This window comes from Paenibacillus sp. J23TS9 (assembly GCF_018403225.1).
Taxonomy (GTDB): domain Bacteria; phylum Bacillota; class Bacilli; order Paenibacillales; family Paenibacillaceae; genus Paenibacillus_AQ.
This window is the reverse complement of sequence record NZ_BOSG01000002.1, coordinates 497,732-523,109: the sequence shown is the minus strand read 5'-3', so window position 1 is coordinate 523,109 and position 25,378 is coordinate 497,732. Positions and strand designations below refer to the sequence as shown.

At 52.5% G+C, this 25,378-nt stretch carries 17 protein-coding genes; 13 read left to right on the top strand and 4 right to left on the bottom strand.

What is annotated here, in order from left to right; genetic code table 11:
• The 11 genes from KJS65_RS17855 to KJS65_RS17805 all read left to right on the top strand — a co-directional run bounded on the left by KJS65_RS17855 (nucleotide 1) and on the right by KJS65_RS17805 (nucleotide 20,202).
• Nucleotides 1-1,899, top strand: a complete 1,899-nt coding sequence (locus KJS65_RS17855) for a cache domain-containing sensor histidine kinase (protein WP_213651224.1) — start codon at nucleotides 1-3, stop codon at nucleotides 1,897-1,899.
• A 233-nt stretch (nucleotides 1,900-2,132) separates the two neighbouring features.
• Nucleotides 2,133-3,695 carry an extracellular solute-binding protein gene (locus KJS65_RS17850; RefSeq protein WP_213651223.1) on the top strand — a complete coding sequence of 521 codons (1,563 nt, stop codon included), beginning with the start codon at nucleotides 2,133-2,135 and terminating at the stop codon, nucleotides 3,693-3,695.
• Nucleotides 3,696-3,740: 45 nt separating this feature from the next.
• Nucleotides 3,741-6,155, top strand: a complete 2,415-nt coding sequence (locus KJS65_RS17845; protein WP_213651222.1) for a glycosyl hydrolase family 95 catalytic domain-containing protein — start codon at nucleotides 3,741-3,743, stop codon at nucleotides 6,153-6,155.
• Between the two features lie 60 nt (nucleotides 6,156-6,215).
• The gene (locus KJS65_RS17840) at nucleotides 6,216-7,412 is read left to right on the top strand and encodes a glucuronate isomerase (protein ID WP_213651221.1); all 1,197 of its coding nucleotides are present in this window, start codon (nucleotides 6,216-6,218) and stop codon (nucleotides 7,410-7,412) included.
• Nucleotides 7,412-8,464 (top strand): glycoside hydrolase family protein, encoded by a 1,053-nt coding sequence (locus KJS65_RS17835; RefSeq protein WP_213651220.1) that lies wholly within the window; start codon nucleotides 7,412-7,414, stop codon nucleotides 8,462-8,464. Before KJS65_RS17840 ends, KJS65_RS17835 begins: the two co-directional genes overlap by 1 nt.
• A gap of 4 nt (nucleotides 8,465-8,468) precedes the next feature.
• On the top strand, nucleotides 8,469-10,601 hold the full coding sequence (locus tag KJS65_RS17830; RefSeq protein ID WP_213651219.1) for a glycoside hydrolase family 31 protein: 2,133 nt from the start codon (nucleotides 8,469-8,471) through the stop codon (nucleotides 10,599-10,601).
• A 31-nt stretch (nucleotides 10,602-10,632) separates the two neighbouring features.
• Nucleotides 10,633-11,811, top strand: coding sequence for a glycoside hydrolase family 88 protein (locus tag KJS65_RS17825; RefSeq protein WP_213651218.1), 1,179 nt, complete (start codon nucleotides 10,633-10,635; stop codon nucleotides 11,809-11,811).
• 55 nt (nucleotides 11,812-11,866) lie between these two features.
• Nucleotides 11,867-13,705, top strand: a complete 1,839-nt coding sequence (locus KJS65_RS17820) for an alpha-L-fucosidase (RefSeq protein WP_213651217.1) — start codon at nucleotides 11,867-11,869, stop codon at nucleotides 13,703-13,705.
• A gap of 207 nt (nucleotides 13,706-13,912) precedes the next feature.
• Nucleotides 13,913-14,149, top strand: coding sequence for a DUF6953 family protein (locus tag KJS65_RS17815; protein ID WP_213651379.1), 237 nt, complete (start codon nucleotides 13,913-13,915; stop codon nucleotides 14,147-14,149).
• Between the two features lie 624 nt (nucleotides 14,150-14,773).
• Nucleotides 14,774-18,571 (top strand): discoidin domain-containing protein, encoded by a 3,798-nt coding sequence (locus KJS65_RS17810; protein ID WP_213651216.1) that lies wholly within the window; start codon nucleotides 14,774-14,776, stop codon nucleotides 18,569-18,571.
• A 401-nt stretch (nucleotides 18,572-18,972) separates the two neighbouring features.
• Nucleotides 18,973-20,202, top strand: coding sequence for a family 8 glycosyl hydrolase (locus KJS65_RS17805; RefSeq protein WP_213651215.1), 1,230 nt, complete (start codon nucleotides 18,973-18,975; stop codon nucleotides 20,200-20,202).
• 166 nt (nucleotides 20,203-20,368) lie between these two features.
• On the opposite strand, the gene mraY is transcribed toward KJS65_RS17805, so the two are convergent.
• The 4 genes from mraY to KJS65_RS17785 all read right to left on the bottom strand — a co-directional run bounded on the left by mraY (nucleotide 20,369) and on the right by KJS65_RS17785 (nucleotide 23,078).
• Nucleotides 20,369-21,319, bottom strand: a complete 951-nt coding sequence (gene mraY, locus KJS65_RS17800) for a phospho-N-acetylmuramoyl-pentapeptide-transferase (protein WP_213651214.1) — start codon at nucleotides 21,317-21,319, stop codon at nucleotides 20,369-20,371.
• Nucleotides 21,320-21,488: 169 nt separating this feature from the next.
• Complete coding sequence (locus KJS65_RS17795) at nucleotides 21,489-22,058, bottom strand: DUF4825 domain-containing protein (protein ID WP_213651213.1); 570 nt, start codon at nucleotides 22,056-22,058, stop codon at nucleotides 21,489-21,491.
• Complete coding sequence (locus tag KJS65_RS17790) at nucleotides 22,048-22,731, bottom strand: permease prefix domain 1-containing protein (RefSeq protein ID WP_213651212.1); 684 nt, start codon at nucleotides 22,729-22,731, stop codon at nucleotides 22,048-22,050. Before KJS65_RS17790 ends, KJS65_RS17795 begins: the two co-directional genes overlap by 11 nt.
• Nucleotides 22,728-23,078: a PadR family transcriptional regulator gene (locus tag KJS65_RS17785; protein ID WP_213651211.1), complete on the bottom strand. Its 351-nt coding sequence runs from the start codon at nucleotides 23,076-23,078 to the stop codon at nucleotides 22,728-22,730. Before KJS65_RS17785 ends, KJS65_RS17790 begins: the two co-directional genes overlap by 4 nt.
• A 174-nt stretch (nucleotides 23,079-23,252) precedes the next feature.
• On the opposite strand from KJS65_RS17785, the gene KJS65_RS17780 reads away from it, so the two are divergent.
• Both KJS65_RS17780 and KJS65_RS17775 read left to right on the top strand, forming a co-directional pair.
• Nucleotides 23,253-23,921, top strand: coding sequence for a response regulator transcription factor (locus KJS65_RS17780; protein ID WP_213651210.1), 669 nt, complete (start codon nucleotides 23,253-23,255; stop codon nucleotides 23,919-23,921).
• A gap of 2 nt (nucleotides 23,922-23,923) precedes the next feature.
• Nucleotides 23,924-25,357, top strand: coding sequence for a HAMP domain-containing sensor histidine kinase (locus tag KJS65_RS17775; protein WP_213651209.1), 1,434 nt, complete (start codon nucleotides 23,924-23,926; stop codon nucleotides 25,355-25,357).
• The last annotated feature ends 21 nt before the right edge of the window (nucleotides 25,358-25,378 follow it).

The following is a 25,378-nucleotide window of genomic DNA, read 5'->3' as shown; positions in this document are numbered from 1 at the left end:
ATGAGAATCCGCCTGCGGGTCAAGCTGCTGATGAGCTTTCTGGTTGTCATTTTGCTCTCGCTTTCCGCGGTGGGTATAGCCTTCTACACAATATCGGCCAGGCAGCTGGAGCAAAGCACGGAGAATCAGATGACCCAGATCGTGAACAATGCAGTCCATCATACGAATTTGTATCTTTCCTCCTATCAGCGTTCGATGGTGGCCCTGCTTTCCAATCTTAGCGTCAAAAAATACATCGATTTGCCCTCGGACCGTGAGGAATACGAAAACTACCGCTATATGACCGACATCCGCGATTCCATCGTGGATCCGGTCTGGATCCGCAATCCGGAGATCAGCGCGCTGTACATCATCGGGTATAACGGTAATGCGCTTTATTATTTTAATGGCGGAACCGAGCCTTCCTTTTCGCCAAAGGATACGGCGGAGCAGATTGAATATTTCAAGTCGCATACCGATGAATCCGGCCGCTTGACGATTATCAACCATACCATCCAAGGGGAAAATGCGGCTCCGATGCTGACGCTGATCCGCCGTATTCGCGGTCTTAGCTCCTCGGATATGAAAGGCTTTGTCGGCATTGAAGTGAAGTCCGAGGAGCTTTCTACGCTCTGGAAGGGCATCGATCTCGGCGAAGACAGCTATTTTTTCATTGTGGATGATAAAGGCCGGATCCAGTATCACACCAATCCATCGAAGATCGGGAAGATGATATCGGTAAAGCTCGCGGATGAAATGACCCAGGCGGACACGTCGATGTTCCGCAGCTCTGCAGAAGGCTCCAAGCGGGCTTATATCAGCCGCAAGGCCGATTACTCCGGCTGGAATCTGGTCGTGTCCATTCCGAACAGCCAGCTGGTCAAGCCGCTGGAGACGACGCGCATGCTCATATGGATCGTAGCGGCACTCACCTTTTTCTGCGCGCTGTTTCTGGCCAACCGTTTCGGCAAATCGGTCACGAATCCGATTCGTTCGCTGATGAAAGGGATGAGCCAGACGGAAAAGGGGAATTGGGAGTTCATTCCTCTGCCGAAGCGCCATGACGAAATTACCGAGCTGATTGTCAGATATAACCTGATGGTGAACCGGCTGTCGGAGCTGGTGGACATCGTCTACCAGTCCGAGCTGAAGAACAGAGAGATGCAGGCCGAAAGGCAGAAGGCCGAATTTCAGTCGCTGCAGCTGCAGATCAACCCGCATTTTCTATACAACACGCTGGAAACGGTCGTCTGTTATGCCGTCATCCAGGACTCGGATGAAATTTCCGAAATCGTGGGAGCACTTTCCTACATGCTTCATTACTCGGTGCGGACCAATCTTGAAGAAATAACGGTAGCGAACGAGCTGAAACATGTCATGTACTTCATGGTCATTATTAATCACCGGATCGGCCGGACATTTGAAATCGATATGCGTGTCAGCCCGGATCTTTTACTGCGGAAAATGGTTCGCCTTACCCTCCAGCCTCTGGTGGAAAATGTGTTTCAGCATGCTTTCCGCTATGGAGTCGAGGATCACCATACTATTATCATTGATGCCGGTGAAGAAGAGGATGGCTTTTGGGTCAGCGTCGAGGATAACGGCTGCGGCATGACGCATGAGCGGCTCGAGGAGCTGCGCGCCAAGCTCAGTGAAAACCGCCTCGCGGATGATGAAGAAGAGGGGCGACTGAAGGGGGGCATCGGTGTGGCAAATGTGCACCGCCGCATTCAGCTCGTATTTGGCGAGGAATATGGTCTTACGGTGGAGAGCAGCCTGGAACAAGGCACCAAGATGATTATGCGGATGCCCCGCTCTGCGGTGAATAATCATACGAAGGGGGCTGCGGAAGCCTCCTCGAAACCTGAACTCCTACCTCCGGGCTTCGCTGGCAGCGGAGATTCGTGGCAGGCTGGATAACATAACAATAGATGATGGGCGGTAGGGAAACCTGCCGTTTTTTCATTTTTCGGAAGAGGAAAGACCGGTTACCATCTTATAATGGGTGCGGATCCTTTGCTTTTTTGGGCTATAACCTAAAAAAACACATCACCAGCATAATCCGCCCCATGGGTGCTTCCCGGATTTTCGTTTTATCATGAGGTAAGCACAGGTACAGAGTGTCTTTCGATAATGGAAAGGGGAAAGGTCTAATGAAGAAATGGATCAGCCTGATTTTGACATCAACGCTCCTTACAGCAGGACTTGCAGGATGCGGAGGCGGCAGCGAGAAGGAAGCGGCCGATGCCTCGGATGAATCAAAACCGCTTAAATTCTCTATCTCCTCGACAACAAGTGGAAACGCTTACGCGGAAAGCTCAAAGGATGTCAACAACGACAAATGGGTGAAGGAATTCGAAAAGCGCGCCAATGTGGATGTGGACTTGCGCATGATTCCGCTGAAGGATTTTGACTCGAAAATGGCCGTCATGTACGCGGGCGGAGATATCCCGGATGTGGTACAGAATGTCGGCGGCGCAACAGATAAATCGATGTCGGGCTCTATTGAAGCCGGTGTGTTCATGCCGCTCGATGACTTGCTGAACGAATACGCGCCGAACATCATGAAAGCGGTTCCGAAGGAAGCGTGGGCCGAGGTCAGCTATAAAGGAAAAATATACGGCGTACCAACGTGGATAAGCAATCCTTCCCGCCGCGCTACGTATATTCGTACGGACCTGCTCGAAAAAACGGGGCTTCCGGTTCCGAAAACGATGGATGATTACCTGAACGTCATGCGTGCATTCAAGAAACTGGGCGTGCCTGCGCCGTACCAAGCCCGCGAAAACTTCAAATATGCCGATATCGGCTTCGGAGCCTACGACGCGCTCGGTTATCAGTTTACTGAGAAGGATGGCGAGGTCGTTCCGAAGTTCTACAATGCGGAGAACATGGAAAAAGCGCTCACAGTATACAAAACCATGTATGATGAGGGCTTGATTCAGAAGGATTTTGCAACGATCCAGGCACCTCAATATTCCGAGAACATTGAGGCAGGAAATGCAGGGATCTGGACAGCCAATGCTGCAAGCTTGCTTGATTTCCGCACGAAAGTCCAAGCCTCCGTGCCGGACGCGAAAGTGGATATCATCTCGTCTCCTGAAGGAGAAAACGGCTTGAAGGGATACGGATTGTACAGCTCGGTCAATACCTCTTTGTATATCAACAGCAAAGTAAGCAAGGAAAAAGCCATTCGCATCATCAAGCTGTTCGACTGGATGCAGACGCCTGAAGCGACCAAATTCTTCAGCTTTGGCATCGAAGGTGAAAATTATACCGAGAAAGACGGCAAGATCGATTACAAGTTCCCGACAGACAAGGCAGGCAATGACGAACAAGGCTTCCGCTCCCTGCTGAGATGGGTTGGCGACGCAACGATTAACCGCGAGCGTACCGAGCTGCTTCCTGGCGGACAGGATGTGCTGAAAGCGCTGGACGAAACGCTGGCCGACGAAGGTATTGGCGGAATCGGATTCGTGCCTGAGCTGGAATCGTTCAGCAAAAATCCGGATCTGGCATCCAAGCGTCCCGATCAGGCGCCGAAGCTGATCATCGACCACATGGTGAAAATGATTTATGGCAAGGAGCCGATCACGGATTGGCCGAAAGTCATTGAGGAATACAAGCAAAAAGGCGGTAATGATATCGTCAAGGAAGCTACCGAACGTTTTAAAAACAAGGACGGTGTCCTGAACCAATCGAGCCGTAACAAGTAAGATGAACAGCATGATCAGGAAGACGGGAAAAGAGGTGTATGAGGCATGAATACGGAGCATCCCTGGAAGCTGAAGCTGCTAACCCCATCCTCGTGGTGGGGCGCCAAATGGCGTGAAGCTCTTCCGACCGGCAGCGGCATGATTGGCGCTGCCGTGTACGGAGGGGTTCACCGGGAGACCGTGATGCTGACTCATGGCGACTTGTGGTGGCAGAGCCGCACGCCGGACCTGCCGGATGTCAGTGGACGACTGCCTGAATTGCGACGGCTGATGCTTGAAGGTCAGGAAGCGCAGGCCGAGCCGATATTGGTAGATGAGCTTCACAGAACAGGATATGATCCGGTGATGGCTGTTCCGCTTCCGCTGGGAGATCTCACGATCATGTCCGCCGTGGATGAGGGCTTCAAGCACTATTCCCGTGAGCTTGATATGCAGACTGGCGAAGTTACCGTTCGCTGGAAGGACAGGGGGGCCGCTTTCGAGCGGGCCCTGTTCGCATCCCGTCCCGAGGACATGATTGTGATGGAACTCAGAGCGGAAGGCAGCGAAACGCTGCAGGCGCGGCTATCACTTGGACTGCATGACCCAAGCGATGTGAGGCGTCCGCCGGGTCGGCCGGAGGCGCCGCTTCCCACGGAGGTGGAATCCGGATCCGATGGTTCTTTTGTGTGGTACGCCGCTCAAAGTGATAATGGAAGCGATTTTGGCGCCGTGATCCGGTTAATTCCTGAGGGCGGCATGGTGACGGCTGATGGAGCTGAAGCTGTTATCGGTGGCTCGGGAAAGGTGCTTGTACTACTGCGCATGTTCGTTCACGGCAGCCGGGAGCAGGAATGGAAGCGGCTGAAGGCGGAGCTGGCTGCGGAGGAACGCGGATACGCCGAGCTTCTGGAGGCCCATGTGGGCGAACACCGGGAATTGTTCGGGCGGATGTCGCTGGATCTGGGAGCAGAGGGGCGTGGACGTTCCAATGAGGAGCTGCTGCTTGCGGCTTACCAGGGTGAGGCGCCGCTGGCCATGATGGAGAAGATGTGGGCTTATGGACGATATCTGCTGATCTCAAGCTCCCGTGAAGGAGGCAGTCCCTGTCATTTGTACGGCTTGTGGTGCGGAGAGTACCGGGGCTTCTGGGCTTTTAACATGGCTAACGAGAACCTTCAGATGATTTACTGGCAGGCGATGAGCGGCCGGATGCCGGAACTTCTCCTGCCCGTATTTGATTACATGGAACGACTCATGGATGACTTCCGGCTTAATGCCAGGCATCTCTATGGCTGCCGCGGGATCTTCATTCCTGCTCCATCGGCTCCGGATTCGGGTCTGCTAAAGACCATTGCCCCGCATATCATTCATTGGACTGGAGCAGCAGGCTGGATCGCACAGCATTATTACGACTATTACCTGTACACGCAGGATCGAGATTTTTTACGCAGCCGGGCATTGCCTTTTTTAAGAGAGGTTGCGTTGTTTTATGAGGATTTCTTCATTACAGGAGAGGATGGACAGCTTATCAGCTGCCCGTCCAATTCACCGGAGAACAGGCCTGGAAATGGAGCAGGCGGCCCCAAAGGAACAACCGTAAATGCGACCATGGATTTTGCCATTGCCAAGGAGGTGCTGAGCCGTTTGGTGGCTGGTGCCGAAGGCGAAGGTCTGTATCCGGAAGAAATCCCTGTGTGGAAAGAGCTGCTGGGCCGGATTCCGGCTTATCAGATCAATGAAGACGGGGCCGTCCGGGAATGGATGCATCCGGCATATGGGGATGAGTACCATCACCGCCATCAATCGCATCTTTATCCGATGTTTCCCGGAAAAGAAGTTAGAAGAGATAAAGATCCGGCATTGTTTGATGCCTTCCTCACGGCCGTAAAGAAGAGGCTGGTAGTCGGACTTAAGGAACAGACCGGATGGTCGCTTGCCCATATGGCGAATCTGTACGCTCGCTTGGGCGAAGGCAATCTTGCGCTGGAATGTCTGGATTTGCTAAGTCGTTCGGCGGTCATTAACAACTTCTATACGCTTCATAATGACTGGCGGAATATGGGGATTGGGCTTTCGATGGACTGGGCTCCCTTTCAAATTGATGCGAACATGGGCTGGACTGCGGCTGTGCAGGAGATGCTCCTGTACTCGGAGCCAGGGCTGCTGCGAATTCTTCCGGCGTTGCCTGACCGGTGGAGCCGCGGGCGGGCGAATGGCATGCTGGCCTGCGGGAACATCGAGGCAGATGTGGACTGGGACCTGGAGAAGGGCATGCTGAATGTCAGGCTGAAATCGTTGACTACCGATCAGCAGGTTGCCGTTGAGCTGCCGGAGGGCTGCTCACTGCCAGATACGGTCGATCGGGTTATAGTCGATGATGCTTCAGAGGATGCTGTGACCGAGGCACAGTCGGGACGAAGATTGCAGCTGCTGCTGCAAGCCGGTACGCCGATTTTTGTGGAAATGGTATTTCAGTAAAAAGTGATGATATCAACGGAAAATACATGACTACTATGGCGACGAAGGAGAGGATTCCGCATGAAGCATGCATCCTTGCTGGATGACATCATGGCATTGGACGTTATCGATACACATACTCATCTGGTGGGAGACCATCTATGCGCTGAGGATTTCTGGAAGATCGCGGATTACTTCTGGCTGAACCGCGAGCTCCAAACCGCGGGCTACCCGCCAGAGGCGGAGGCTTTGCCGGAGGAGAAGCGGATGGAGGCATTCCTTAAGGCTTACCAGTCTTCACGGAATACGATGATGAATATTGCTTTCACGACAATCCTTAAGGATTTATACAGTATTGAGCTAACAGACCTGGCATCGATTCGGGCAGCAGATGAACGGATTAAGGCTAACAAAGCCGATTTGGGCTGGGCGCAAAGTGTGGCAGACCGGCTGCATGTGCGCAGGTTCGCGGTCAACCACCCTGACCATGCCGCATTCGAAGGCATGACGCATGACGCACTGCTGTTTCCGCGGATTGACGGCTGGCTGCCGAAGCTGGTGCAGGAGGTTGCTCAGGCTGAGAATCGGGAAGAGGCACTGGAACAGGCCAAGGCCCATATCCGGAAGCAGCTTCACGAATACCATAAGCTGGGCTGCCTTGGCATCATGACGACGCTGTCTAATTATGATGCGGCAGCGCATGAGCAGTACGGTATAAACAGGGAAACCCGTTCCGATGAAATCATGTTTATGCTTCTGCATGAGGTATGTGCCGAACTAGAACGCCACGGTATGTTTCTACAGCTGTTTCTGGGCGTGGAGCGCAGATGGGGCAAAGCCTCTGCTGCACCGGTGAATGATTCGCTCCGGGTGGTCAGACTCTACGGATTATTCGAGCACTACAGCATTCCGTTTGAACTGGCCGTTGCCTCGGAGCTGAACAACCTGGATGTCGTTCAGGCCGCATGGAATTTTCCCAATGTGCATGTGGGCGGCATGTGGTGGTACAACTTCCGGGCAAGCACGTATACCCAAAGCATGCAGTACAGACTGGAGGCTTTGGCACCTTTAAAAAGCTCGCTGATCGTGTCCGATGCCCGCTGCATCGAGTGGACTTACGGTAAAATCCATGTTGTGAAACGGCTGCTGTCCGGATTCCTAAATGAACAGGTGTCCAAAGGCTGGATCGATCGGGAGGGAGCGCTATACTGCGCTTCAGAGTGGCTGTACGGAAGTGCTGCCAATCGCTATGGATTGAAGGGGCAGGAGGGATTGTAATGGCCTTGTCGTTGATGGATCGCATGCTGCCTGCTCCGGTAGGCGGTGGTTTCCGGATGGAGGGCTGGTGGATATGGTGCGGGTCGGTCGTGCGCGGAGAAGATGGTCGTTATCACATGTTCGCCTCCCGGTGGCCTAAGTGGCTGCCGATGCATCCGGGCTGGTTAATTCGTTCGGAGATTGTGCGGGCGGTATCGGATACACCGGAAGGTCCGTACACGTACGCGGAAACGGTATTACCTGCCAGAGGAGCGGAGTATTGGGATGGCCGCAGCACACATAACCCGCATATTATCCGCAGTGGCGATAAATTTCTGCTGTACTATATGGGCTCGACCCATCCTTTTGCAGAAGCGGAGCCTGGAGAAGAGGTTGAAATGGAGGATTGCCGTGTCATTGCCGCGAGGGCAAATAAACGGGTTGGCCTAGCGGTGGCAGACAGTGTTCTTGGACCATGGAAGCGGATGGATGACCCGATTTTGCCAGTGCGTCCCGGCAGGTTCGACAGCTATCTGACCTCCAATCCTGCCCCTTGTGTCCGGGACGACGGTTCGATGCTCCTAATCTATAAAGCACGGAGATATGAAGGACATACGTACGGAAAAATGACGCTTGGCGCGGCGGAGGCAGATGAAGCGGAAGGACCGTACCGGGTCGTCAGCGAGCAGCCGTTGTTCCCGCCTGAAGTACATGTCGAGGATCCGTTTATTTGGCGAAGCGGCCATGGATATGCCATGATCGCCAAGGATATGGAAGGGCATCTATGCGGCGAGAAGCATGGCGGTATATTGGCGGTGTCAGATAACGGCAGGAATTGGCGGCTCGCAGATGCTCAAAAGGCTTATTCACGAAAAGTATTGTGGGATGACGGACAAGAGCGAATCATGGGCAGCTTTGAACGGCCGTTTCTGCTGTTTCAGGATGGTCAACCGACACATATGTTTGCGGCCGTAGCCGATGGACCGGGCGGCTTTCGCGAAGCGCAAAATACATGGAATATGGTCATTCCGCTATTAACGGATGACCAAGCTGATTTCAGCGGGGAGGGTTAGCAAAATGCAGCATACAGACTGGGTTCAAGCAGCGCCGGGTGTGTGGAAGATAACGGTCGGCAGCCCGGAAGGGCTGACCCCGCTGACTTGTCTGAACCGGCAGCCAAGAACGGAAGCGATGGCTGCGATGCCAGAGATGCCATTGCCGCTAAATGAGAATGAAACAGAGCTGGTCCCTCTGGCAGCAGGCGGCAACCTGCTGTCGTTTCCGCTGGATATCAGCGAGGAGCTGTACGGCATGGGTCTGCAGTTCATGCGAATGAATCAGCGTGGAAGAACCCGGTATTTGCGGGTGAACAGCGATCCCAAACAGGACACCGGAGAAACGCATGCGCCCGTTCCTTTTCTGGTAAGCGGAAAAGGATATGGCATTTTGGTAGACAGCGCCAGAGCCGTCACTTTTTACTGTGGTTCGGCACTGCGGCAGCAGGAAGGTGCATCTGCACAGGTCCGTGACCGCAATACGGATCGCAGCTGGAAAGCGACCCCGGTATCAGACCGGCTTGAAATCCGTCTGCCGCAGGAAGGTGCAGCTGTATATATGTTTGCCGGACCCGGTATGTTGGATGTGATGCGGCGTTATAATCTTTTCTGCGGCGGAGGTGTACTGCCGCCCCGCTGGGGGCTTGGCTTCTGGCACCGCGTGCCTACGCTGTTCAGGGATGCCGAGGTGGAGCAGGAAGCCATGGAGTTCCGTGCAAGGGATATCCCTTGTGACGTTATCGGGCTGGAGCCGGGCTGGCATTCTGCGAGTTACCCTGTCACTTATGAATGGGATCACGGTCGGTTCCCCGATCCGGCCGGATTTGTCAGCAGAATGAAGGAATCCGGATTTCAGATCAATTTATGGGAACATCCCTATATATCGCCAGATTCCGGATTGTTCGGGCCGATGAAGCCGCTGTCCGGTAATTATTCCGTATGGGGCGGCCTGGCTCCCGACTATGCACTGGAAGAAGCATGTGAGCTGTACACCGCGCAGCATGACCGTGAGCATGTAAGTCTCGGCATTTCCGGCTACAAGCTGGATGAATGCGATGGCAGCGAGTTGACCCGCAATTCCTGGATGTTCCCGCCGCATGCTTCTTTCCCTTCCGGACATGACGGGGAGCAGATGCGGCAGCTTTACGGCCTGCTGCTGCAGGACATGACGGACCGCCTCTATCGCGAGAAAAACCGGCGGACTTACGGGCTTGTCCGGGCTTCTAATGCAGGCGCATCCAATCTTCCGTATGTTCTATACTCGGATCTATACGATCATCGCCAATTTGTCCGGGCGCTGTGCAATGCTTCTTTTAGCGGACTGCTCTGGAGCCCGGAGGTACGCAGAGCTGACAGCGCCGAAGATTGGGTAAGACGCATGCAGACCGTGTGCTTTTCGCCGCTGGCGATGTTAAACGCATGGGGGGATGGGGTTAAGCCGTGGAGCTTCCCTGAGGTTGAGCCGATTATCCGGCATTATATCCGCTTGCGGATGCGACTGCTGCCGTATTTGTACACCGTATTCGCTGAGTATGAAGCGAAGGGAACTCCGCCGATTCAGGCAATGCCGCTCGTTCTGGCTGGTGAAAAGCAGATAAATGGCGGGTCTGAGGAGACTGCCGGGGACACCCAGGATGGCTTTAATACCGCAGAAGGAGCTTACGGACTACAGGCTGGACGAGAATGGGATGATCAATTCTGCATCGGACGAGACTTGCTGGTAGCTCCACTGTTTGCCGGCGAATCCGGAAGAGATGTGCTGCTGCCGAGCGGCGTCTGGTACGAGGCTGAAACCGGCGTTCGCCATGAAGGGAATCAGATCATCCATGTGGCTTGTCCGCTGGAGCGCTTCCCGTTGTTTGTACGGGAAGGAGCCATTATTCCGATGATGCCGGCACTGAATCACGTGCCCGAAAGCCCGCAAGAAATTCCGGTTGAAATGATCCACTTTGGAATGGTGCCTGGTCGAAGCATGCTGTATGACGATGACGGAGAAAGCTTTGATTATGAGAAAAATGGCGGCTGCTGGCGAAAGTTAACCGTCAATCAAGCTGTTGACGGCAAATTTTCAGGAACAGCTGAAGAAGGCGGACCTACCTGCCGGTATCGTATCACGGGCTGGCGCTTTGGGCAGACCCGTCTGCCGCTTGAATAGATACGGCTAAAATACAGAGGAGGATTACAAGATGAGTGAACAGACTTTGAATCAGGCTGGAGCAAAGGCGGCTGAGCACGCGGAACTAACTGCTTCCGTCCATTCCTGGGCGGATGGACTTTGGGAACGGATTGGCCAAAAAATCGAAAGAACCAGCCGCCGGATCGGTGTCAGCTGTCCGCATGCTTCGGTGAACGGCGAGTACGATGATATGAGAATATCCTGGTGGACGGCAGGCTTCTGGCCAGGCATCTTGTGGCAGCTGTCCGCGGATGGGAAATATTCCGAGCTGAAGACCATTGCGGAGCAGTGCGAGGAGCGTCTGGATGAGCCGCTGCATTCGCTGGCTGTGCATCATGACTCGGGCTTTATTTGGCTGCTGTCTGCTGTGGCCAATTACCGGATAACGGGTAATGAGCGCTCTAAGGAGCGGGGGTTGATGGCCGCTTCCCAACTGGCCAGCCGCTTCAACCTGAAGGGCAGATATATTCGTGCCTGGCATGATACGGCAAGCTTGAATCGCGCAGGCTGGTCCATCATTGACACGATGATGAATTTGCCGCTGCTTTACTGGGCTTCGGAGACGACAAAGGATCCACGCTTCCGCCATATCGCTGCCGCGCATGCGGAAACGGTACTTACGCATTTCATGCGTCCGGATGGATCAAGCTATCATATTCTCCATTTTGATGCGGAAACCGGCGAACGGCTGGGCGCGGATGCTGGCCAGGGACATGCGGAGAATTCCGCTTGGGCAAGAGGCAGCGCCTGGACCATTTATGGCATGGTGCTCTCCTATCAATACACCGGTGATGAGGCATTTTTGATTGGTGCGAAACGGGCTGCCCATTTCTTCCTGGCCAACCTGCCTGAGGATTACGTGCCGCACTGGGATTTCAGAGCGCCGAGAAACGCGGATACACCGCGGGATACCTCGGCAGGCGCCTGCGCCGCTTGCGGATTGATCCAATTGGCAGGCTGCCTCCCAGTTGGTGAAGGCCAAATGTATCTGGAGGCCGCAGTACGTCTGGTTCGTTCAATGGATGAGAATTATGGCGCCTGGGACCGTGAGGACGAGGAAGGTCTGATTTTGTCAGGAACCTCCAATCTGCCAGGCGGGGTGCATGTTGATACACCACTCATTTATGGGGACTATTTCTTCGTGGAGGCTGTTTCCAAGCTGCGCGGCTCCGAGCGCCGCTTCTGGTAGGCCGAATCCAACAAGATATAAGTTATAGAGTCATTGAAAGGGGAATGAGCGAATCATGAGAGATCAGATCGATTTTAAAAAATCAGTGCCCGATCGGCAAACTGACAGCCGGGAAGAGAATCTTCTGGATGATCCGCTTCAGTCCCTGAAGGAGGGTGCCGGCGCGGAGCATGATGAGGCTCATGAGCGGCGGATTGCGTGGTGGCGGGAAGCCAGACTCGGTTTATTCATCCATTGGGGGCCTTATGCGCTTCCTGCCGGCGAGTGGGACGGGGAAGAGATACAGGCATCTTACAGCGAGCATATCATGCTGCGTGCCCGCGTCCCGGTGCAGGCTTATGAGGAAATGTCGGAACAGTTTAATCCAACTGCTTTTGATGCAGGAAGATGGGTTCGTACTGCCAAGCAGGCCGGGCTAAAATATATTATTTTTACCGCAAAGCATCATGACGGGTTCGCCATGTATGACTCTCATATTTCCGATTATTCCATCGTCAGGCATACCGCGTTTGGCCGCGATCCGCTCAAGGAGCTGGAGGAAGCCTGCCGCGAAGAAGGAATGGTACTCGGAATTTACTATTCGCATGCAATGGATTGGCATGATCCGGACTCGCAAGGGAACACCTGGGATTATCCGGGGAATATCGGCGCTTATGATGATGTGGAGAGCTGGATTAAGGATGAGGATAAACGCACGCGCTTCGACCATTACCTGCACCGCAAATCGCTGCCGCAGGTGCGGGAGCTGCTGACCGAATACGGCAGGGTTGGATTGATGTGGTTCGATTGCGGCGGCAAGCTGACAAGAGAGCAGGGAGAGCTGTTTCTCACCACCGTTCATGCGCTGCAGCAGGACTGCCTCGTCAACAGCCGCGTCTGGAAAAGCCCACTCGGGGACTATGCCAACACTTCGGATAATCAGCTGGAGACGCGGACCATTCGTCAAGATTGGGAAAACATCATTACGCTGAATGATTCCTGGGGCTATAAAAAGTCGGATACCAACTGGAAGCCGCCAGTCTCGATCATCCGCCAAATTATTGATGTGGTGAGCAAGGGCGGTAATCTGGTCATCAATGTGGGGCCTACGGCCACGGGGGAGTGGGACCCTGTCTCAGAAGAGATTCTGCTGGAGGTAGGGGAATGGCTCCGGGTTCATGGAGACAGTATATATGGCTCAGGTGCTTCCCCTACAGCGAAGCCTTCCTGGGGCAGATGCACCCTGAAGGATCAAACGCTGTATCTGCATGTTTTTGATATCCCTGCAGATGGGCATTTGGTGGTTCCGGGGCTGCTGAGCCAAGTGATGAGGGTTTATCCATTGGCAGGAGGAGCCGAGCTTGCATTCAAGCGGCTGGGGAACCAGGATCTGGTTGTGCTGCTCGATAACCAGCATCTATCTTCGGATGGCAAACCGATCGTGCTGGCTGTTGAATGCTCCGGTCCGGTTAAGGGCAATTCCGAGCGACTGTTGATGAACGGTGAAGGTGCGCCCCAGATTTATGATCTGGGCGTCTTCGAGAGCGAAATCAACGGTTCAGCCCTCCGCTGCGATACGGGCAAAAAGAACCGTGATAACCTGCTGGACTGGACGGATGAACGGGAGTATACGGTTTGGAACGTACGCACAACCGGACCCTGTACCTTTGCGGTCAGACTGGAATACGGCTGTGGTGACGAAGGTGGCGGCAGCTACCTGCTAAAAGCATCGGGCCAAACGTTGTCTGCAGAAGTCCAATTGACCGGAGGCCCGTATGAGTTCCGCGGCTTTGAACTGGGCAAGCTGCATTTTCCGGAAGCAGGCGAATACAGCATTGAGCTGCAAGCGGACCGGATTACGGGTGCATACTTGATGCAGCCGCGCAAATTGCTATTGGAGCAGGTGAACGTCTAAGCTTTCATCCGCATGATGGAGTCGGTCGGATATTGCATCTGCATGGTCATTCGCAATGACGATCGGGGGACTGTCGCGATGTCACGACTGGCTTCTGAACCGTTTTTGCATCGCGACTTTGCCTCATCAGCAGGCGTAGTCATCATCGATTTTCTTGTCCGATCTGTTATAATGGGTGGACGAAAGACGGAAGGGATCGATGCAATGATGGCATTTACGGCACAGCAGGTGGCCGAGTGGATGGTTCAGGAGATCAGGTTCAAGGGCATTTTGTATCAAACCGAGGCCATTTCATACGTACGCGAGCATTTTGGAGAGGAATTTGTATACGTCAATGAAAATGGAAATGCTTCGCTGGAGAAGGAAGTGAAAAAGGCTTTCCGGAAGCTGCACGGCGGTCGGATTGCCTGGGACAGGGATGGTTTTATGTGGGCGTGGACGTGAAATAGCAGCTCATAGCTGCGGAAGCGGCGTCCATGCTCGTAACGGCATTTTAGAATTCGTAATCAGGGCACGCTGAGCACGGATTCTATCGCGAGTATAGAAAAAATGAGCTTCATATCGGCTCCCTGGGCGCATGCCCCGGGGGCTTTTTTAATGGGAAACACACTTGGGCAACCTTCAATATTCATGAATGTATGATTCATTATTTTATTGAGCATATCATCTGACATGAAAATCGTATGAACGCGCATCGTCAAAGTCCATGGTCTGCCTTATAGTATTGTCACATCGTTAATTCTCCACAAAAACGCCCTGATCGACCCTAATGTTACAGGGCGTGTTGCTGTCTATCTCTTGCATGGTAGCATCATCTATCCGCGTTTCAAGGCTCAGGTGGCTTCTCTGACTTTCGCAAAGGTCCTTCTTGTAGACATACTCCCATTCCTTCAACCTCATTTTTCTAAACATTCGCTCAAGCTCCTGCTACGGTTTGAAACGTATCCCAAAAGGAGGCGATATTTGCGCTGGCCGCGGCCAACCCGGATTCATGGATATCTTCGATCACGATCTACGAATAGGTTGAAAACATGTGCATCTCTATATTTGATACCAGGAGGTCCAAGTATGGCTGCAAAAAAAGCTCATGCCTTGAAGAAATCGGTTGCTGTCTATTTGCTCGTTCTTATGCTGATCCTTGTCCCATTTTCCGTCGTTACGGCTGCTGCCGACTCCAACGCACCTGTCGAATCACTTTCAGAAGCTTCCGATCCGGGGCAGACGCCGGAAACGCAAGGGACGCCCACAGATACGGAAAAGGCCTCCGATCCTGGTGCAGCGCCGCAATATGATAGCGCTTCCAACTCAGACGGGTCCAAGCCATCGCCTGCGGATGATGTCGTCGCCGCTGTTGTAGCGGGCAACCTGGCTGCAGGCAAATCGATGACCGCAAGCTCGTATACGCAAACGTATGTGGCTGCCAATGCGGGCGATTCCAACGCGTCCACCTATTGGGAGAGCAATAATAATGCTTTTCCGCAGTGGCTTCAGGTGGATCTTGGCAGCTCTTACGATGTGAATAAGGTTATCCTGAAGCTGCCGCCGAGCGGGTGGGAGACGCGTGCGCAGACCCTCAGCGTGCAAGGAAGCAGCGACGGTTCAACATTCACGAATTTGTTGGCTTCGGCAAGCTATACCTTTGATCCGGCAAACGGGAACCAAACGACGATTAGTTTCACGGCGGCTTCCGCCAGATATGTACGGCTGGTATTTACCGCCAACACAGGCTGGTCTGCGGGTCAGATATCCGAATTCGAGGTTTACGGTCAAGCGCCGGCAGGGGATACGACTCCGCCGACGGCTCCGGGGAATCTCGCATACACCGAGCCGTCATCCGGCCAGATCAAGCTGACGTGGACGGCTTCCACGGATAATGTGGGTGTTACAGGCTATGACATTTATGCAAACGGTGCGCTTCGTGCGAGCGTGGCGGGCAATGTCCTGACTTACACGGACAGCCAGCCGGCAACCGCGACGGTAGCTTATTACGTGAAAGCCAAGGATGCGGCAGGCAACGTGTCCCAAGCTAGCAGCACGGTCACGCGAACCGGAAGCGGCGGCGGGGGAACAGGAACGAATCTGGCGCTGAATAAGCCCATTACCGCTTCCTCGAACGAGTATATTTATTATGCTTCCAACGCCAATGACGGCAGCCTGACGACGTATTGGGAAGGGGCGGGCGGCAGCTATCCCAATACGCTGACCGTTGATCTGGGAGCGAATGCGGATCTTTCGTCCATCGTGCTGAAGCTGAACCCGGACAGCGCATGGGCCACGCGTTCGCAAACGATTCAAGTGCTCGGGCATGACCAGAACTCGTCCAATTTCGTCAATCTGGTATCTTCCGCATCGTACACATTTAATCCGGCCTCGGGCAATACGTTAACCATTCCCGTCAGCGCGACGGCCAGCGCGGTGCAGCTGAAAATAACGGCCAACACCGGCTCCTCCGGCGGCCAAATCGCCGAACTTCAGGTGATCGGCACGCCAGCGGCCAATCCGGATCTGACGATCACCGGCATGTCCTGGACGCCGGCATCGCCTGTGGAAACGGATTCCATCGTGCTTACCTCCACGGTCAAAAACATAGGAACACTGGCATCCTCCGCCACGAGCGTGAATTTCTACCTCGGCACCACGAAGGTTGGTACGGCGGCCGTTGGCGCACTCGCCGCAGGCGCATCCGCGAACGTAACCTACACGCTCGGAACCAAGGATGCAGGGTCTTATGCACTTAGCGCGAAGGTAGATGAGGACAACAAGGTAATCGAGCAGAACGAGAACAATAACAGCTATACGAATCCTTCTCCGCTGGTCGTCGGCGCGGTCCAGAGCTCGGACTTGATCGCTTCTTCGGTGAGCTGGTCGCCAAGCAACCCATCGGCCGGGAATGCCGTGAATTTCTCCGTCACGGTCAAAAACCAGGGAACGATCGCATCCGCAAGCGGCGCGCATTCCATTAAATTAACGCTCAGCGACGCTACGACCGGGGCCATGATCACGATGATGACCGGTTCGGTCAATGGCGTCATCGCGAGCGGCGCGTCGGCGGCTCCGGTCAATTTGGGCAGCTGGACGGCTGCGAACGGCAAATATACGCTGAAGACGGAAATCGGCGCGGATGCGAATGAGCTGCCCGCGAAGCAGGCGAATAATGTATCAACCCAATCCTTCTTCGTGGGGCGCGGGGCCAACATGCCTTACGACATGTATGAAGCAGAAGACGGAACGATCGGCGGCGGGGCAGCCATTGTCGGTCCGAACCGGAACATCGGCGATATTGCGGGCGAAGCCTCGGGCCGCAAGGCGGTTACGCTGAATACGACCGGCAGCTATGTCCAATTTACGACCAAAGCTAGCACGAATACGCTCGTGGTTCGCTACTCCATCCCGGATGCACCCGGTGGAGACGGCATTAACTCGACGCTGAACGTTTACGTGAACGGGGTCTTCACCAAAACGATCGATCTAACCTCGAAGTATGCATGGCTGTACGGCAGTGAAACGAATCCGGGCAACAGCCCGTCGGCAGGTTTGCCAAGACATATCTATGACGAGGCCAATTTGATGTTCGACTCGACGATTCCGAAGGGCAGCACCATCAAACTGCAGAAAGACGCCTCGAACACAAGCCAATATGCCATCGATTTCATTAATCTGGAGCAGGTTGCACCAATTGCGAATCCGGATCCGGCCAAGTATGCGGTACCGGCCGGATTCACTCACCAGGACGTGCAGAATGCCCTCGATAAAGTACGGATGGATACCACGGGCAATCTGGTGGGGGTCTATCTGCCGGCAGGCACATACCAGACATCGAATAAGTTCCAGGTGTATGGCAAGGCGATCAAAATCATCGGAGCTGGACCATGGTACACCCGATTCGTTGCTCCGTCCAACCAGACCAACACCGATATCGGATTTTCGGCGAGTTCGTCGGCCAACGGCTCGACCTTTGCGAACTTTGCTTATTTCGGCAACTATACATCCCGTATTGACGGTCCTGGCAAAGTCTTCGATTTCTCGAATGTCGCCAATATGACCATCGACAACATTTGGGTCGAGCATCAGGTATGCATGTACTGGGGAGCCAATACCGACTATATGACGATCAAAAACTCCCGCATCCGCGACCTGTTCGCGGACGGCATCAATATGACGAATGGCAGCACCAACAACCTCGTCAGCAACAATGAGGCCCGGGCAACCGGTGACGACAGCTTCGCCTTGTTCTCCGCCATCGATGCGGGTGGGGCCGACGAGAAGGATAATGTCTTCGAGAACCTGACGTCCATGTTGACCTGGCGAGCCGCAGGGCTGGCGGTATACGGCGGATATGGCAACACGTTCCGCAATATCTACATCGCCGATACGCTGTGCTACTCCGGCGTGACCATCAGTTCGCTGGACTTCGGCTATCCGATGAACGGCTTCGGCGCATCGCCGACGACCAACCTGGAGAACATCTCGATCGTGCGCGCTGGTGGCCACTTCTGGGATAAGCAGACTTTTCCGGCCATGTGGCTGTTCTCGGCTTCCAAGGTGTTCCAAGGCATACGTGTCAGCGATGTCGATATCATTGATCCGACCTACCATGGCATCATGTTCCAGACGAACTACGTCGGAAACTCACCGCAGAATCCGGTCAAGGATACCATTTTCACCAACATTACGATCTCCGGCGCGCAGAAGAGCGGGGATGCGTTCGATGCCAAATCCGGCGTCGGCATTTGGGCCAACGAGCTGCCAGAACCAGGCCAAGGCCCGGCGGTTGGCTCTGTCACTTTCAATAATCTGAAAATAACGAACACGGTCACTTCGATTAAAAATAACACGTCGACGTTTACGATCAATGTGAACCCGTAAGAGTTAACATTCATCAAACGTAAGCAGAATCTCAACCCCCGGGGTACGCAGTCCCGGGGGTTTTTAACATTATATAATTTATAAATTACCGGGGTCCCGGCAAAGTACCTGAATAGACCTCGGAGTGAGGCTCCGCTTTGTGGGGTTATTTTATGGAAAACATGTCGATTCAGGACTTTGGAATCAGCTTTCCCAAGTCCTATTTACAATAATTAACATAAATACTAAACTATATATAAGCGCTAAAGTTAAAGCGCTTTAATTTTAATGGAGGGGTGATGCTTGACCAAAGTAGCCATGAATCGGTTCATGCTTCTATTGTCGTCTGAGCGCTGCATTTCATCCTGCTTAAAGGTTATGTCATGGAATCAAACATTTGAACCTAAAAGGAGCGTAAGTTTATGAGAAAAAACAGGAAATTTTCGTTTAGCAGCAAGGCTGTTACGATGTGTTGTCTCGCTTTTCTTCTGATTCCGGCAGGATTCGCTTTCGCCTCTCCTAACAAGCCATTTCCGCAGCACACGACATATACCGGCGGTACGATCTTACCAAGCAATGTTACGCAAAGCGCAATGGACAGTGCGGTCCAGTCAAAATGGGACAGCTGGAAATCGGCTTATCTGAAGCCAGCCGGTACAGGAAAGTATTATGTGAAGTATGAGTCCAATGGTGATACTGTGTCTGAGGCCCATGGCTACGGTATGCTGGCAACCGTTCTGATGGCCGGTTATGACAGCAATGCACAGACCTACTTTGACGGACTTTATAAATATTACAAGGCTCATCCAAGCGATAACAACTCGTATTTGATGGCCTGGAAACAGAACAGCAGCTTCCAAAATATTGAGGGCACTGACTCGGCGACCGATGGAGACATGGATATTGCTTACTCTCTCCTCCTTGCGGACAAGCAGTGGGGAAGCAGCGGCAGTATCAATTATCTTCAAGCCGGCAAGGACATGATTAATGCGATCATGCAGAGTGATGTGAACCAGACGCAATGGACTCTCCGTCTTGGCGACTGGGCGACGGACAGCGCGAATAAGAATGCCACCCGTCCTTCTGATTTTATGCTGAACCATATGAAGGCCTTCCAGGCGGCGACGGGTGATACCAAATGGACGAACGTGATCGACAAAACCTATACCATTATCAATTCGCTCTACAGCGGCTACAGCCCGACTACCGGTCTGCTTCCTGATTTCGTGGTTCTGTCGGGCTCCACATACAAGCCTGCCGCAGCCAACTTCCTGGAAGGAGCGAATGATGGTAACTATGACTACAACTCCTGCCGTACGCCCTGGCGGATTACGACCGATTACCTCATATCCGGCGATAACCGGGCGCTGAATCAACTGAATCAAATGAACACATGGATCAAAGGCAAAGTGAGCAGCAACCCAAGCAGCGTGAAGGATGGTTATAAGCTGAACGGCACGGTAACGGGCTCCGGTGGCAGCGGCGCATTTTATGCACCGTTCGGCGTAAGCGCCATGACCTCCTCCTCCAACCAAAGCTGGCTGAACTCCGTTTGGACCAAAACAGCTGGCAGCTCCAATGAAGGCTACTATGAAGACAGCATCAAGCTGTTCTCCATGATCGTGATGTCCGGCAATTGGTGGACGTATTAAGAGTCTGTATTGACGCGTTTCTGCATAGCAAAGAAGGCCGGGAGATATGCTCCCGGCCTTCCTTTTTTATAAACATGAGACAATGCAAAATTTGAGGAGTCTGATTTTTAATACCGCAAGCTAAAGCAGGAATTACATCGATTTATGTATGTCCGCGGGTGAGATGCTACATGAGATACTTCCAGATCAGCCAGCAGATAAGTACGGATAGCCAAGAAATAAAGCCAAATACCATGACGATTTTGTTCTCGTTCCAGCCGTATTTCAGACTGAAATGAAAATGGATCGGGGCCATCCGGAACAGCCGCAGCTTGGTCCTCTTGTAATACCACACCTGCAAGATGACCGACAGCTGTTCTGCGAGATACACGAAAAAGAGGATTGGAATCAGGATTTCAACCTTCTCAATTACAGCCAAAAAGGAAAGAGAGCCTCCAATGGCCAGCGACCCGGTATCACCCATAAAGGCCCTTGCCGGATAAATATTGTAGAGGAAAAGTCCGAGCAGACAGCCAATCATCACGAGTGAGAAGGTCTGCACTTCCGGTTTGTCCGATATCATGAAAAAGAAAAAATAAGTGGGTATCGCCACGTTGATCAACAGACCATCCAGACCATCCGTAAAATTAATGGCATTCGCAGATCCCACGACGAATAGCAGCATAATTGCTACATACACATAAACAGGCAGATGCAGCTGGAATCCTTGGAACAACGCAATATCACTGGTCAGACCGAAGGAGTGGAGCAGCATGTACAGAATCGCGCCTGTAAAAACGAATTGGAGCACCAGCTTCATGCGACCGGAGATGCCGGAAGGATCCTGCCAAGCGGCCTTTTTGAAATCATCCAGAAAACCAATGGAGCTGAATAAAATAAACGTAGCGCCAAGCAGCACCATCAAAGGAACGGGACGAAACTGTAATGAAGTCGCGACACCAATAATTAGTATAAGTCCTGCCATCAGCGGAGTTCCGCGTTTGGCCTGGTGATCCGCCGGAAGCTCCGCGCGGATAGGCTGTGTTAGCCTCAGTCTTCGCAGCGTCCAGATAAGAACCGGCATGAACACGGCAACGAGCAAAAAGGACAAACCGGACATGGCCATAATTCCAAACATGTGATAAACACCCTTTTTTAGATATTGGAATGAGCGGGGGAATAAAAATATCCTTAATATATTTAATTCGGCATTCTGGACAATCATTCCTTTCATAACCAAAAAAGGGAAATTTAAATCGGGTAAATGCCTTCACACGCGATATTAAACCACAAATAAAAAAACCTGTCTACTCGTCGATGACGGTAAACAGGCTGGCGATTCCTTTTTGCACATAATCATGATTTGCGAGAGGTTCCTGAACATCAGGTTTCCAGATCTTCGGTGAATCGGTCAGGGAAGAAAGCTTCTTGCCGTACCAATCCTCGAACCGGCTACGCTCAGCCGTATATGTCCGATCATCGAACTTAAACCGGATTTGCTTCAGATTGTCGATCAGCGCAAAGGACGCGGTTGCGTTGTAAATGAGCGAGCGCTCAAGCTTTTCCGGGTCCAGACCGGCCGTTTCGGCATGATAAAGAATGTCTGCGGTCAGGCTGTCCGGGTGCAGCTCCATCGTGCTTCGGATCTCATTTAATGGCAGGGTATGCATAAGATTGGACAAGTTCGAGAAGTTGCCCATGTATCGGCTCTGATATTTCATTATACTTTGCAAATCATGCGTCAGCGGACTTTGCTGCTCGGCTGCGTATACCTGCTTGTCACGATCCCACTGGGGCAGTGCAATTCCCTGAACAGCCGTAAAAAGCAGAATGCCAACCGCTGCAAGAAGCAGAATGGTTTTATTTTTAGTCCACATGGCTTCCACCTGCCTCGTATTTCATTTTGAGTCGGAGAGATGCATTGAAGAGCAGTGGGATGACAATCGTGACTAGCGGCCAGACATAGTTCGCTGCAAGAACGCCAAATTGGTAGGGACCCGAAATATGAACCGGTCTGCCAAACCAGATATTGCTGCCCATATGGAGTGCTGTCGTGGACAACGTCACAGCCAGAACGAAAATGCCCCAAATGATCCATACCAGCTTCCGGCTGTGATCCGCTACGGTACTATCGAACCTTACAGTCCGATGGTGGGCTGAAGCTGCGGATCCGCGAACAATCAGGTAGATCATCCCCAGGATGACCGCAATAAGCGGCAGCAGCAGACTAAGATTCTCTGCAACCCGGAAGAGCCGCATCGGAATGGTGGCAATCCAGGCGACCAGGCAGTACATTAAGGCCGTTTGCAGCATGGCGGCCCGGTATTTTACAACGTCATAGGAAGACTGCTGTTCCTCAATTAATCCCTCAACGCTCATCATATTGGCCTGGGCTGCTTCTACAGCCTGAGTGTATGCCATGCCTTCTGCGGTCAGGTCCGCAACCTTGGCCTCCAGATTACTCAGGATTTCATCCTTTAACTCCCGGACCTGGCGAGTAGGCTTATATCCAGCAAATAATCTCTCCACATGCTCCTGTAATGGATTCATTTCAATCCCTCCCCGGATTCAATCAGCTGATCAATCAGCCTTTTTGCTGTTTTCCATGCTTCCACGCTATGGTGGTAGGATGTTGTCCCTTCTGGTGTAACCGTATAATATTTCCGGCGTCCCCCTTGGCTCTCGTCCCCCCAGTAGGATGTGATATACCCCTGGGATTCCAGCCTCTTCAGACTGGTATAGAGTGACGGCTCCTTGAGCTCGTATTGGCCTTGGCTGTATTTGGATATCGATTTGATAATTTCATATCCGTAGTTGTCTCCTTCGCACAGGATGCGGAGAATGATCGTATCAATATTACCGCGGATCAGGTCACTGCTGATGCTGCTTGCTCCCACTTGCATTCACCTCGTGAATGTAATGTAACACATATTACTATGTGTGACAATGTAATATAAAAAATGAACAGCTATGCTGCTGCAGTTCATTTTTTTAATTTACAGACTCCATATTTTAAGCTAAGTTGAACTTTGAACATGCGGCATTAAAACGCGTGGGAGGGGTGTCACGAGATGAACATTTTAATTATCGAAGACGATGCCAGCATACAGATGCTGCTCAAGCTGAGCCTTGAGGTAGAGGGGTTTCATCCCATAACCGTCGGGAGCGTAGCGGCAGGATTAACAAAGCTTGCGGTTGGGCAGACGGATCTGATTCTGCTCGATCTAATGCTTCCGGACCGCTCCGGTTTCGAATTATTGCAGATCCTGCAGCAGGAATACCGAAGCATACCTGTTATTGTGCTAACCGCAAAAAATGAGATGAACGATAAAATTCTCGGCTTCCAGTTGGGTGCTGATGATTATTTGACCAAACCGTTTGAGACCCGGGAGCTTGTCGAGCGGATCAAGGCCGTTATGCGGAGAACCAGGGCTGCAACGGCTTCACCTGAAACCATTCAGATCGGGTGTATCGAAATAGATCACCGGGAGCGGTCCTTCCGCATTGACGGCAAACCGCTGAAGACGACGAGCAAGGAGTTTGATTTCTTGTGGCTGCTCTGCACAAATCCGAAGAAAGTATTCACGAGAGAGCAGCTTCTGGATCAAGTGTGGGGTTATGAATATTACGGTCATACCCGTTCCGTCGACATGATGGTCAACCGGCTAAGAGAGAAAATGAAACCTTACGATCATCTGGTTGCCACCGTTCACGGCACAGGCTACAAGTTGGAGGTATAAGGATGGGGTTGCGCAATAAGATGTTTATTCAGCATGCCGTGACGATTATTATGCTGCTGGCAGCGATGTACTTCATTGTCAATTATACGCTTAACAAGAGTATGATCGAGCGGGATACGCAGACGCTCAGCCAATATTTTGCTCTACATCGCATCGAGGCTCTAAAGATTGTCAGCGACAAAAAAATCAGCATGAACCAGCTGTTCTCGGGAACCTACGCACCTTTTATCGCTTCGCATTTATCTGCCAACAGCAACTTTCAGGTGCAGCTCTTTGCTCCGGATGAAACGATCGTCGGAAGCAGCAGCGATAAGGAGAATCTTCTGAAGCGGGATGACATCAAGGCTGCGCTCCAAGGCCAAAGCGCCACCGTCATTACGGAAAAAGATGGAACCCAGTTCCTGACATATTCCGCTCCTTTTTGGTACGAAGGCAAGATTGCTGGGGGATTCCGATACCTGCTGGATTTGAGCCCCAACATGGAGACCCTAAGACAGATGCGCACATGGTTTGTTGGGGCTGCGGCAGGATGCCTGGTGCTGTCCTTGCTTGCGAGTTACTCCTTCGCCTCATTTCTGATGAAGCCCCTGCATGCGCTGCAGCGTGCGCTAAAGCGCGTCTCAATCGGGGATTTCAGCAGTAAAATCGAGGTGAATACCAAGGATGAGATCGGCGAACTGGCCAAGGATTTCAACCATATGTCGAATGCGCTTCAGCATCATATTGAGCTGCTGCATTACGAGCAGGGCAAGCAGAAGGCTTTCTATGACAATATCACACATGAATTCAAAACACCGCTGACGTCGGTCATCGGTTTTTCCGAACTTATATCCAAAATGCAGCGGATAGAAGATGTTCAGGAATGCAATCATTATATCCGCAAAGAAAGCACGAGGTTGCTGAACATGGTCGAGGAGCTACTGCAAACTTCGCTTAAGGGTGATGAGGCTTGGCGCATCCGGCCGGAGAAAGTGGATCTGGGCGCCCTTATCACGGACACCCTGAGGATTCTGAAGCCTACGCTTGCGAAATCCATGATTTCGACGACGGTAAAAGGATCGCATTTCGAGGTATATCTGGATCCGAAACGGACGCAGCAGGTATTGTTCAATATTATCGATAATGCAATTCGGCATAGCGAGTGCACGCATCTGCATATTGAGCTGAAGGAGAAGGAGGGACGGGGAACTCTCAAAATTGCCGATAACGGCAAGGGAATTCCGGAGCAGGACCAGTCCAGAATATTTCTTCCTCCGGAAGACAAGCAGGATCGCGTGATCACCCAGGAATCGCATGGCCTCGGATTGCCGCTGTGCAAGCAGCTGATGGAGCTTCAGGGCGGCGAGGTTTCGCTTGTCAGCCGCCCGGGCAAGGGAACGGAAGTACAACTTATTTTCAATAAGGAAATGCCGATGAAAGCGCTGTTACAAAACTGATACAAAGTTTCTATTTTTTTG